The 12,176-nt window shown below is 59.5% G+C and carries 9 protein-coding genes and 2 tRNA genes; 7 read left to right on the top strand and 4 right to left on the bottom strand.

What is annotated here, in order from left to right:
• The first annotated feature begins 84 nt into the window (after positions 1–84).
• From hfq to PMI30_RS15165, 7 genes are all read left to right on the top strand, one after another.
• Positions 85–345: an RNA chaperone Hfq gene (gene hfq, locus PMI30_RS15135; protein ID WP_007902656.1), complete on the top strand. Its 261-nt coding sequence runs from the start codon at positions 85–87 to the stop codon at positions 343–345.
• Between the two features lie 12 nt (positions 346–357).
• The gene (gene hflX / locus PMI30_RS15140) at positions 358–1,659 is read left to right on the top strand and encodes a ribosome rescue GTPase HflX (protein ID WP_008009827.1); all 1,302 of its coding nucleotides are present in this window, start codon (positions 358–360) and stop codon (positions 1,657–1,659) included.
• Positions 1,660–1,755: 96 nt separating this feature from the next.
• Complete coding sequence (gene hflK / locus PMI30_RS15145; RefSeq protein WP_008009825.1) at positions 1,756–2,928, top strand: FtsH protease activity modulator HflK; 1,173 nt, start codon at positions 1,756–1,758, stop codon at positions 2,926–2,928.
• Positions 2,928–3,797, top strand: coding sequence for a protease modulator HflC (gene hflC, locus PMI30_RS15150; RefSeq protein ID WP_008009823.1), 870 nt, complete (start codon positions 2,928–2,930; stop codon positions 3,795–3,797). Before hflK ends, hflC begins: the two co-directional genes overlap by 1 nt.
• A gap of 315 nt (positions 3,798–4,112) precedes the next feature.
• Entirely contained in the window at positions 4,113–5,300 is a 1,188-nt protein-coding gene (locus PMI30_RS15155; RefSeq protein WP_007902665.1) for an ATP phosphoribosyltransferase regulatory subunit, read from the top strand.
• A 54-nt stretch (positions 5,301–5,354) separates the two neighbouring features.
• Complete coding sequence (locus PMI30_RS15160; protein WP_007902666.1) at positions 5,355–6,644, top strand: adenylosuccinate synthase; 1,290 nt, start codon at positions 5,355–5,357, stop codon at positions 6,642–6,644.
• A 149-nt stretch (positions 6,645–6,793) separates the two neighbouring features.
• A complete protein-coding gene (locus PMI30_RS15165; RefSeq protein ID WP_008009821.1) occupies positions 6,794–8,728 on the top strand; it encodes a methyl-accepting chemotaxis protein in 1,935 nt (644 codons plus the stop codon).
• Between the two features lie 120 nt (positions 8,729–8,848).
• Here the strand turns inward: PMI30_RS15165 and PMI30_RS15170 are convergent, their stop codons facing one another.
• The 4 genes from PMI30_RS15170 to PMI30_RS15185 all read right to left on the bottom strand — a co-directional run bounded on the left by PMI30_RS15170 (position 8,849) and on the right by PMI30_RS15185 (position 12,103).
• Complete coding sequence (locus tag PMI30_RS15170; RefSeq protein ID WP_008009819.1) at positions 8,849–10,414, bottom strand: ABC transporter permease; 1,566 nt, start codon at positions 10,412–10,414, stop codon at positions 8,849–8,851.
• Positions 10,414–11,424 carry an iron ABC transporter substrate-binding protein gene (locus tag PMI30_RS15175; protein ID WP_008009818.1) on the bottom strand — a complete coding sequence of 337 codons (1,011 nt, stop codon included), beginning with the start codon at positions 11,422–11,424 and terminating at the stop codon, positions 10,414–10,416. The genes PMI30_RS15170 and PMI30_RS15175 overlap by 1 nt, the downstream gene beginning before the upstream one ends.
• A gap of 340 nt (positions 11,425–11,764) precedes the next feature.
• Positions 11,765–11,851 (bottom strand) — tRNA-Leu (locus PMI30_RS15180).
• A gap of 165 nt (positions 11,852–12,016) precedes the next feature.
• Positions 12,017–12,103 (bottom strand) — tRNA-Leu (locus PMI30_RS15185).
• Between the last annotated feature and the right edge of the window lie 73 nt (positions 12,104–12,176).

The raw sequence follows: 12,176 nt of genomic DNA, 5'->3' as shown, positions 1-12,176 counted from the left end.
TTGCCGTCTATCCTTGGGGGTGTGACGGCCCCAAGCCATCTGTTTACCTATTTTTTATATTGAATCCTTAAAGGAGTGCGGCACATGTCAAAAGGGCATTCGCTACAAGACCCTTACTTGAATACTTTACGTAAAGAGAAAGTGGGGGTTTCCATCTACCTGGTCAACGGGATCAAACTGCAAGGCACGATCGAGTCTTTCGACCAGTTCGTTATCCTGCTGAAAAACACCGTTAGCCAAATGGTTTACAAACACGCTATCTCTACAGTGGTGCCGGTTCGTCCAATTCGTCTGCCTAGCGCAACCGAATCCGAAGCAGGTGACGCTGAGCCAGGTAACGCCTGATAGGAGTCTCCTTTGTTCTTTGAGCGCCACGGTGGTGGTGAGCGGGCAATTCTCGTTCACTTGGATGGTCAGGACCCTGAGGCGCGCGAAGATCCGCAGGAGTTTCAGGAGTTGGCAATTTCGGCAGGCGCCGAGACCGTCGCGTTTTTTAACGTGCCGCGTCATCGGCCAACCGCCAAAACCCTGATCAGCAGCGGCAAGGTCGAAGAGTTACGCGACCTGGTCAGCGCCGAACAGGTCGATCTGGTGATTTTCAATCACATCCTCACGCCCAGTCAGGAACGTAACCTCGAACGTATTTTCGAGTGTCGCGTGATCGACCGCACGGGTTTGATTCTCGATATCTTCGCCCAACGCGCCCGCACCCATGAAGGCAAGCTCCAGGTCGAACTGGCCCAGCTTGAACACATGAGTACGCGGCTGGTTCGTGGCTGGACTCACCTTGAACGGCAGAAGGGCGGTATCGGTCTGCGCGGCCCGGGTGAAACCCAGTTGGAAACCGACCGGCGCCTGTTGCGGGTTCGCCTGCGGCAGATCAAGGGGCGCCTGGAAAAGGTCCGCAGCCAGCGCGAGCAATCTCGTCGCGGGCGCAAACGTGCTGACATCCCGACGGTTTCACTGGTGGGTTATACCAACGCCGGCAAATCGACGCTGTTCAACTCGGTCACCGATTCCGACGTCTTCGCCGCCGACCAGCTATTCGCTACCCTCGACCCGACCTTGCGCCGACTCGAACTCGACGACCTCGGGCCGATCGTGCTGGCCGACACCGTGGGCTTCATTCGCCACCTGCCGCACAAACTGGTCGAGGCATTTCGGGCTACGCTCGAAGAGTCGAGCAACTCCGACCTGCTGCTGCACGTGATCGATGCGCATGAGCCTGAGCGTATGGCCCAGATTGAACAGGTCATGGTGGTGCTCGGGGAGATCGGGGCGCAAGACTTGCCGATCCTTGAGGTATACAACAAACTCGATTTGCTCGAGGGTGTTGAGCCGCAGATCCAGCGCGATGCCGATGGCAAGCCGCAGCGGGTCTGGTTGTCGGCCAAGGACGGTACCGGTCTGGACCTGCTCAAGCAGGCTGTGGCCGAACTGTTAGGCAGTGATTTGTTTGTTGGCACCTTGCGCTTGCCGCAACGTTTTGCTCGACTGCGTGCGCAGTTTTTCGAACTCGGTGCGGTGCAAAAAGAAGAACACGACGAAGAAGGCATCAGCTTGCTGGCCGTTCGCTTGCCACGGATCGAATTGAATCGACTCGTGAGCCGCGAGGGTCTGCAACCGATGGAGTTCATCGAGCAACACACTTTGCAATAAAAGCCTGAGAAAGCGGTTGTGCCGTGGTGACAGGCATTCTGTAGCATTGGTCGGCGCGCCGTGGGTGCGTCTTTGCTTTATCAGATGGAGAGCGCTATGGCTTGGAATGAGCCGGGTGGCAACTCGAATAATCAGGATCCTTGGGGTGGCAAGCGCCGCAATAACGGCGACCGCAAGGGACCACCGGATCTCGACGAGGCCTTCCGAAAGCTGCAGGAAAGCCTGAACGGGTTGTTCGGTGGTGGTAAAAAACGCGGTGACGAGGGCGGTGGTTCGGGCAAGAGTGGCGGCTTCGGCGGCCTGCTCGGCATCGGCCTGGTCGTGCTGGCGGCTGTGTGGCTGTACAGCGCTGTCTACGTGGTCGACGAGCAGGAGCAAGCCGTAGTGCTGCGCTTCGGCAAATACTATGAAACCGTCGGCCCGGGCCTGAACATCTATTTCCCGCCGATCGATCGCAAGTACATGGAAAACGTCACGCGTGAGCGTGCCTATACCAAGCAGGGTCAAATGCTGACTGAAGACGAAAACATCGTCGAAGTGCCGCTGACCGTGCAGTACAAGATCAGCAACCTGCAGGACTTCGTGCTGAACGTCGATCAGCCGGAAATCAGCCTGCAGCATGCGACCGACAGTGCCTTGCGTCACGTGGTGGGTTCTACCGCCATGGATCAGGTGCTGACCGAAGGTCGTGAATTGATGGCCAGCGAAATCAAGGAGCGTCTGCAACGCTTCCTCGATACCTATCGCACCGGTATCACTGTCACCCAGGTCAACGTACAGAGCGCAGCTGCACCGCGTGAAGTTCAGGAAGCCTTCGATGACGTGATCCGCGCCCGTGAAGACGAGCAGCGTTCGCGCAACCAGGCTGAAACCTACGCCAACGGCGTCGTGCCGGAAGCCCGTGGTCAGGCCCAGCGCATCCTCGAGGATGCCAATGGTTACCGCGACGAGACCGTCTCCCGCGCCAAGGGTGAGGCCGATCGCTTCACCAAGTTGGTGGCCGAGTATCGCAAAGCCCCTGAAGTCACCCGCCAGCGTCTGTACCTGGACACCATGCAGGAAATCTTCAGCAACACCAGCAAGGTTCTCGTGACCGGCAACAAGAATGGCCAGAACAATCTGCTGTACTTGCCGCTGGACAAGATGATCGACAGTGGTCGCAGCCCCGGCGCTCCAGTGACCGGCGCAGCCGCCAGCAGCAATGAAGTGAATGCGCGTGCGGCAGCTGATCTGCAGCAACAGCAAGCACGTACCAGGGAGAGTCGCTGATGAGCAATAAATCGCTGATCGCCCTTATTATCGGCGTCGTCGTGGCGATCGTTGCCTGGAACTGCTTCTACATCGTGGCTCAGACCGAGCGCGCGGTGATGCTGCAGTTCGGTCGCGTGGTCCAGGCCGATGTTCAGCCGGGCCTGCACGTGAAAGTGCCTTATGTGAACAAGGTGCGCAAATTCGACGCGCGCCTGATGACACTGGATGCACCGACACAACGCTTCCTGACGCTGGAAAAGAAAGCCGTCATGGTCGATGCCTACGCCAAGTGGCGCGTGAAAGATGCCGAGCGCTTCTACACCGCGACTTCCGGCCTCAAGCAGATTGCCGACGAGCGTCTTTCCCGTCGTCTGGAATCGGGCCTGCGTGACCAGTTCGGTAAGCGCACCCTGCACGAAGTGGTGTCCGGTGAGCGTGATGCGCTGATGGCAGACATCACCTCTTCGCTGAACAAGATGGCGGAAAAAGAGCTGGGCATCGAAGTTGTCGATGTCCGGGTCAAAACCATCGACCTGCCGAAGGAAGTGAACCGCAGCGTGTTCGAACGTATGAGCACCGAGCGTGAGCGTGAAGCTCGCGAGCACCGCGCCAAGGGTAACGAGCTGGCCGAAGGTATTCGTGCCGACGCCGACCGTCAACGCCGCGTGCTGCTGGCTGAAGCCTATCGTGAATCTGAAGAGGTCCGCGGTGACGGTGACGCCCAGGCTGCTGCGATCTACTCCAAGGCATACGGCCAGGATCAGGAGTTCTACGCGTTCTACCGTAGCCTGCGTGCCTACCGTGAAAGCTTCGCGAACAAATCCGACGTCATGGTCCTGGACCCGGGCAGCGACTTCTTCCGTTACCTGGAAAAAGCCAAGCCTTGATACGGCGTTGACCTGAATCATCCCCCGCCTGGCGGCTAAAGCCTCGGGCGGGGTGATCCTTTGGGAAAACGTGTGTATGATGCGGCAGCCGGGAAATTCCCGGCTTTTTTGCGTCTGCACGTTTGATTGCTGTTTTTATGCAGGCGCCCGAGTTGAATGACTCGACAGGTTTTTCGAGGAAAGTGGTTGGCGAAGCCGGTTTCAGGCTTTTCGCCCCGTTGTTCATGCGCGTGGTTTGCACATGAGCCGATCATTTTCTGCTTCACTCAAGGCTCGCCCAAAGGCTTGTCGCCCGGATCATAGGGGAATGGCGTAATGGCAACGGTAGACCGCTGGCTGCTGCCAGATGGCATCGAAGAAGTACTGCCACCAGAAGCTGCGCGCATCGAAGTAGCGCGTCGCCAGGTGTTGGATCTGTTCCAGAGCTGGGGTTACGAGTTTGTCGTGACTCCCCATATCGAGTACCTGGAATCCCTGCTGACAGGCGCGGGTTCGGACCTCGATCTGCGTACCTTCAAGGTCATCGACCCGCAGTCGGGCCGGCAGATGGGTTTCCGTGCCGACATCACGCCGCAAGTGGCGCGCATCGATGCGCACACCCTGCGTCGCGAAGGGCCGAGCCGTCTGTGTTATGCCGGTAGCGTGCTGCATGCCCAGCCGCGTGCCTTGTCGTCCTCGCGCAGCCCGATTCAACTGGGCGCCGAGTTGTACGGCGATGCCAGCCCGAGCAGCGACGTGGAAGTCATCAGCCTGATGCTGGCCATGCTGCAACTGGCCGATGTGCCGGATGTGCACATGGACCTCGGCCATGTCGGCATCTACCGCGGCCTGGCCCGCGCCGCCGGTTTGTCCGGCGAAGTCGAGCAACAGTTGTTCGATGCGTTGCAACGTAAAGCCATCGACGAGGTCATTACCTTGACCGAAGGCCTGCCTGCCGATCTGTCGGGCATGCTGCGAGCGCTGGTCGACCTGTGTGGCGGTCGTGAAGTGTTGAGCGCAGCGCGTGAGCGTCTGGCCAATGCGCCGGCACCCGTGCTGGCGGCCCTGGACGATCTGCTGGCAATTGCCGAGCGTCTGTCCACGCGTTTCCCGGAATTACCGCTGTATTTCGACCTGGGCGAGTTGCGCGGCTACCACTACCACACCGGTGTAGTGTTCGCTGTGTTCGTACCGGGTGTTGGCCAGTCCATCGCTCAGGGCGGTCGTTACGACGACATCGGCGCCGACTTCGGTCGTGCCCGTCCGGCGACTGGTTTCTCTACCGATTTGAAAACCCTGGTGACCCTGGGGCGTGCTGAAATCGAGCTACCGTCTGGCGGTATCTGGATGCCTGACAGTACGGATGCAGCACTCTGGCAGCAGGTTTGCCAGTTGCGCAGTGAGGGTCAGCGTGTCGTTCAGGCATTGCCTGGGCAGCTTTTGGCCGCCGCCCGTGAAGCGGACTGCGACCGGCAATTGATTCAGCAGAACGGGCTTTGGCAAGTATTGCCGCTGGCTTCTTGAGTTTTCCTGCCGGCCGCCGCCGGCACCAAGTTTGCGCGAATGAGGACAAGTGTTATGGGTAAGAATGTCGTAGTCCTGGGCACCCAATGGGGTGATGAGGGCAAAGGCAAGATCGTTGATCTGCTGACCGAACATGCTGCCGCCGTAGTGCGCTACCAAGGTGGCCACAACGCTGGCCACACCCTGGTGATCGACGGCGAAAAAACCGTCTTGCACCTGATCCCGTCGGGCGTGCTGCGCGAAGGCGTGCAGTGCCTGATCGGTAACGGCGTGGTGGTTGCACCCGACGCCCTGCTGCGGGAAATCATCAAGCTGGAAGAGAAAGGCGTACCGGTGCGCGAGCGCCTGCGTATCAGCCCGTCCTGCCCGCTGATCCTGTCCTACCACGTAGCGCTGGACCAGGCCCGTGAAAAGGCCCGTGGCGAGCTGAAGATCGGTACTACCGGTCGCGGCATCGGCCCGGCTTACGAAGACAAGGTTGCCCGTCGCGGTCTGCGCGTAGGTGATCTGCTCAACATGCCGCGCTTTGAAGCCAAGCTGCGTGAACTGGTGGAATACCACAACTTCATGTTGGTCGGTTTCTACAAAGAACCAGCCATTGACTTCGACAAGACCCTGGCCGAGTGCAAAGAATACGCTGAACTGCTCAAGCCGCTGATGCTGGACGTGACTGCCGAGCTGCACGACCTGCGTCGTGCTGGCAAAGACATCATGTTCGAAGGCGCCCAAGGTTCGTTGCTGGACATCGACCACGGCACCTACCCGTACGTGACCAGCTCTAACACCACCGCTGGCGGCGTTGCTACCGGTTCGGGCGTTGGTCCTATGTTCTTGGACTACATCCTGGGTATCACCAAGGCTTACACCACACGTGTAGGTTCGGGTCCATTCCCGACTGAGCTGTTCGACGAAGTCGGTGCGCACCTGGCTAAACAAGGTCACGAGTTCGGCGCGACTACCGGTCGTGCTCGTCGTTGTGGCTGGTTTGACGCCGTTATCCTGCGTCGCGCTATCGATGTGAACAGCATCTCGGGCATCTGCCTGACCAAGCTGGATGTACTCGACGGTCTGGAAACCATCAACATCTGCGTCGGCTACAAAGATGCAGAAGGTAAGGACGTTGCCCCGACTGACGCTGACAGCTACATGGGTCTGCAGCCGGTGTACGAAGAAGTGCTGGGCTGGACAGAGTCGACCGTGGGTGCCAAAACTCTGGAAGAGCTGCCAGCTAACGCCCGTGCTTACATCAAGCGCGTTGAAGAGCTGATCGGTGCGCCGATCGACATTATTTCGACGGGCCCGGACCGCAACGAAACCATCGTTCTGCGTCACCCGTTCGCTTAATAAGTCGTTGATGTAAAACACGAAGGCCCCTTAATTGGGGCCTTTGTCGTTTATGCCCGTCGAACGGCATGACCTTTGCTGCGAACATCTAAAAAGCATCGTTTCTGACGTGCTATCAATTTGATGGCGTCAAAGCAGAGGGATTTTCAGTGTCGGCCGTTCTCTCACTGTTACAAAGCCGTCTCTTGCGGCCCGTGTTCGTTACCCTTGGTATCGCCCTTTTGGTGCAGGTGCTGGTGGCTGTCGCTCTGACCCGGAGCACAGTGACTGCGCTGGAAGCTGATTTGGGTGTGCGGCTGGACGCCGACAGCCAAAAGCTCTCTGGTGAGCTTGAGCAGGCAGGGCGTGAGGTCACGTCGAGCCTGGATAACCTGTCCACCAGTACCCGTCAGCGCCTGACCGCCGGGCTGTCTTCGCGTCTGAAGGATGAGCAGGCGCAACTGCGTACGACACTGGAGAAGGACCTGAAGGATTCGGCCAACGACATGGCGCAGCTTCTGGCTTCGGTCGCCCCCCGCGCCATGTGGGACAGCGATATTCCCACCCTGTCCGAATTCGCTCGCCGTGCCCAGCGTAATCCCAACGTGTTGTTCGTGGTCTACGACGACGCCACGGGTCAGCACCTGACGCGCTACCTCAACCGGGAGAACCCGATCAACAAGGCGCTTCTGGAAAAAGGCCAGGGCGAGCGGGCGCTGGACAAAGTCCTGGATGCGGCGAAGAACGATCCGTCGGTCTACTACCTTGAAGCCTCGATCAACCCCAATGGGGTGGAGATCGGCAAGGTTCTGATGGGTGTCTCGACCGCCTCCGTGGAAACCGATCTGGCGGCGCTGGACAAGCGCTTCTCGGCGCTGATCGCCAGCAGCGATCAACTGGTGGGCGACAGCCTCAAGGGCGCGGCAGCTGACAGTGCTGCGGCGATGCGCGGGCGTCTGCAATCGGCGCAGTCCACCGCCACTGAAATGAAAGCCAATACCACCAGCGCCGTGCAGGAAGCTGCGGGGACTTTGCGCTGGCGCATCGGCATGGGCCTCTCGTTGGTAGGTCTCGGTGTTTTGCTGTTGCTGGCAGTGGTGCTAGGCCGTCGAGTGGTCAACCGCTTGAAAATGCTGATCGTCGCCATGGATGACCTGGCGGCAGGTGAGGGTGATCTGACCAAGCGTGTGCAGATCAACAGCCAGGACGAGATTGGCGACATGGCCTCGGCGGTCAATCGCTTTGTGGATAAGTTGCAGCCGATCGTGCGGGAGGCGGGTGATGTGGCCCAGCGTACCGGCGTGGAAATCGGCGCCATGACCTTGCGCAATGCCGGCGCCGATGCGGCGGCGGGCATGCAGCGCGATGAAGTGGCCGAAAGCTTGCGCGCGTTGTCGCAAATGGCTGATGAAGCCCAGTCTGAAAGCCATGCCATGCAGGCCGCTTTACAGCAGGTGGTGGGCATTCGTCAGGCCACGGATGAGAATACCCGGACTTCGGCGAAAGTCGGCAGTCTCATTGAAGCGTTGGCCGGACAAGTCGATACGGGGGCGAAAGTCATTGAGCGCCTGGCGCAGCAGAGTGAGCAGATTGAAGTGGTGTTGACGGTGATTCACGGGATCGCCGAACAAACCAACTTGCTGGCGTTGAACGCGGCCATTGAAGCGGCGCGTGCCGGCGAGACCGGTCGCGGGTTTGCCGTGGTGGCGGATGAGGTGCGGGCACTGGCGAGCAAGACTCAGAGCTCAACCGGCGACATTCAGGCGCACATCGTTGCGTTGCAGCAGGGGGCGCGGGAGGCTGTTGCAGCGATTGGCCAGGCCGGACGTCAGGCCAGCGAAGGGTTGCTGGTGTTGCGCGACAGTGCGCGGTTGCAGCAGTCGGTGCAGGCGTCGGTCGAGCAGGTGCATGCGGCGATCGGTCTGGCGACCCAGGCCGCGGCGCATCAGGCGCAAGGTGCGCAGGCTGTGCGTGGCCGGGTTGAGACCATTCATGCTCAGGCTGAGAAGGCTGCTCAGGCGGTGGTGGAAACCACTGCCAGCGGCAAGGTGCTGGATGGCTTGGCGGCGCAATTGAAGGCGAGCCTGGGGCAGTTCAGGGCTTAAGTTTTTCGTCCGCAAGTCTGACGCCTTCGCGGGCAAGCCTCGCTCCTACAGGAATTGCGTCGTGCGCACATTTCGCGAACGACACGGCACCGTAGGAGCGAGGCTTGCCCGCGAAGCTTTTCAGCGGCTCAGATACATCCGCGTTGTTAGTAGATAAACCGGCAACCCCGACACCACAATCAACAGCGCCGCATAAGGCGCCGCCGCCGCAAACTCCACATTCGCGGTATGCGCCCAGACTTCCGTCGCCAACGTATTGAGCCCGGTCGGACTCAGCAACAGCGTCGCCGTCAGCTCCTTCATTGCATCCAGAAACACCAGTGCAAACGCGGCCCCCAAGGCAGGGAAGATAATCGGCAGGGTTACCCGACAAAACGCGCTGAAGGACGACGCCCCCAGCGTGCGTGCGGCCTCTTCCAGTTGTGGCGCTGCCTTGTTCAGCGCGGTGCGAATCGGCGCTTGAGCCAGCGGCAGAAACAACAGCGCATAAGCAATCAGCAACAGCGCCGAGGTCTGGTACAGCACCGGCACATAATGCAGGGCGAAATACACCAGGGTCAGCGCAATCACCAATCCTGGCAATGCATGCAGCAGATACGGCAGGCGCTCGGCCCAGATTGCCAGTCGGCCTTTATGGCGCACCACCAGCAACCCCACCGGCACCGCCAGCACCAGGCACAGTGCTGCGCCGCCGATGGACAGCGCCAGAGACGACAACAAGGCCTCGCTGATCGCCGCTACCGGGAACGCCGCCGACGAACCCACCATCAGCCAGTACGCCAACATCCCCAGCGGAATGCCGCTGCCGATGATCGCCAGTAGCAGGCAGTAGAGTTGTCCGACAGCCGCCCAAGGCCCCAGGTGAACCTGCTGCGCATGTCGCGCCGCGCCTTGACCGGTACGCACATGTCGGCCTTTGCCGCGCACTCGCAACTCCAGCCATAACAGCACGAGGCACAGCGCCAGCAGCACTGCGGAAAGCATCGCTGCGTTAGCGTTGCTGAATTCCAGCTCGAACTGCTGGTAGATCGCTGTCGTGAACGTCTGCAGGCCGATGATCGACAGCGCGCCGAACTCCACCAGCATGTGCAGCGCAATCAGCAGCGAACCGGCCAGCAGCGACGGCCAGAGCAGGGGCAGGGTGATTTTGAAGAACACGCCCCAGCGATTCTGCCCCAGGGTCCGTGCGGACTCCTCCAGGGACGGATCGAGATTGCGCAGGGTTGCCGCCACCGGCAGAAAAATCAGCGGGTACTTGGACAGGGTCATCACCAGGATCGCGCCGCCTAGTCCTTCGAAGTGAGCGCTCAGGGAGACCCAGGTAAAGCTGCTGACAAACGCCGGCACCGCGAACGGCAGACACAGGATCACGCCCCATAGCCGTCGCCCCGGCAGATTGCTGCGTTCCAGCAACCAGGCGAGCGACAGGCCAATCACGCCGCAGGCCAGGGTGACGCCTACCATCAGCGCCAGCGTATTGCGCAGCAGGCCAAACACGTAAGGTCGCCACAGCAGATGCAGCGCCTCGGCCCAGCCGGCCTGCCAAGTCTTGAGGCCGACATAAGCCAGTGGCAACAGGCTGAGCACCACCAGTAGCAAAACCGGCAGCAATAACCAGATCGACGGCCGCTTGCGCCGTGGCACGTAGCTCCCGCGCAAGGCGGGGGCAGATAACGATGCGCTCATCAGTTCAAGCCAACGTCACGTTCCAGGTCCAGGGCTTCTTCGGCGTTGCCGAGATCGGCTGGCGTGACTTTTGGTGCTTGCAGTTCGCTGAACGGCTTGAGGCCACGATTCGATTCCATGCCTTTGTGCAGCGGGTATTCGGCGGTGGTCTGGGTGATCACGCGTTGACCTTCTTCGCTGGCCATGAAGGCGAGGAATTGCTGGGCTTCTTTTGGATGTTTGCTGGATTTCAGCACCGCAGCGCTGGAAACGGTGATCAACCCGCCGACGTCGCCGCCGGTGAAGTAATGCAGTTTCGAATCGAGCTGTCCTTTTTCACGCTGCAAGGCGAACCAGTAGTAATTGTTCACCAGTACGGTGGCGACTTCGCCGTTTTCCACAGCCTTCAGCGCGACCATGTTGTTGCTGTAGGTCTTGCCGAAAGCGCGCAGGCCAGTGAGCCATTCTTCGGCGGCGTCCATGCCGTGGACTTTAATGATCGCCACGGCCTGTTCCTGGAATGCGCCGCTGGTGGGCACGAAGCCCACCTTGCCTTGCCATTTCGGATCGGAGAATTCCATTACCGACTTGGGCAGGTCTTTTTCATCGATCAACTTGGGATTGAACGCAACCACGCGGACTCGCGCAGTGATACCGATCCAGGTGCCGTTGCTGGCAACGTAGTCCTTGGGCAGGACTTCAAGGGTGGCGACATCGGTTTTCGCCAGCAGGCCTTGTTCGCCGAGTTTGTTCAGTGGTGGGGATTCTTCGGTGTAGATCACGTCGGCGGGGGAGCGATCGCCTTCTTCGACGATCTGGCTGGCGAGCTGGTTACTGCTGCCCTTGCGCACATTGACGTGAATCCCGGTCTTGGCTTCGAAGGCTTTGGCGACGGCGTCGCCGACTTCCTTGTGTTGGCCGTTATAGAGTGTCAGGGAAACCGGATCGGCGGCTTGGGTGAGGGGAGTGGCGAGTGTCAGGCCGAGCAGGGTGATGGTCAGGCTACGGCGCAGGGTATTTCGAAACATCATTCGCAGGGTTCCTCACTGTCGCGTTGCAAAATCTTGCAACAATGATAAACGATATTGTTTCTCATGTGCGTCTTGCGGGGGAGGGTGAGGGGTTTGCTAAGGGGATAACGCTGGACTCTGTGGCGAGGGGGGGGGCTTGCCCCCGTTCGGCTGCGGAGCAGTCGCAAAACCTGACTATAGGGTGTGGCTGGAAGAATGGAGAGGGCCGCTTCGCGACCCAACGGGGGCAAGCCCCCTCGCCACAGGGAAGTAATGGCTTGGGGTTTTCGAAAGCCAGAAACGCAAAAACCCGCTTTCGCGGGTTTCTGTGAAATTCAAGATCGTGACCTTGAATTTGAATTGGTGCCCAGAAGAAGACTCGAACTTCCACGACCTTGCGGTCACCAGCACCTGAAGCTGGCGTGTCTACCAATTTCACCATCTGGGCATAATCGCAAGCGTTGCCGCTGTTGATGTGGCGCACTATACGGAGAGCATTTTGATCTGTAAACCCCTGATTTAATTTTAATAAACCGGAAGCCTGAAATGCAAAAACCCGCTTTCGCGGGTTTTTGTGTGAGCCTTGAAATTGTTCTAATCTCAAGCTCGAAATTGGTGCCCAGAAGAAGACTCGAACTTCCACGACCTTGCGGTCACCAGCACCTGAAGCTGGCGTGTCTACCAATTTCACCATCTGGGCAGTATCGGCAGCGCGTGTGCGTCGTCGATGGCGCGCACTATACGGAGCGTCTTTTTAACTGTAAACCCCCGAC

The sequence above is a fragment of the Pseudomonas sp. GM50 genome (genome assembly GCF_000282375.1).
Lineage (GTDB): Bacteria > Pseudomonadota > Gammaproteobacteria > Pseudomonadales > Pseudomonadaceae > Aquipseudomonas.
Note: the sequence above shows the minus strand (reverse complement) of the source record. Positions and strands in the feature narration are given on the sequence as shown.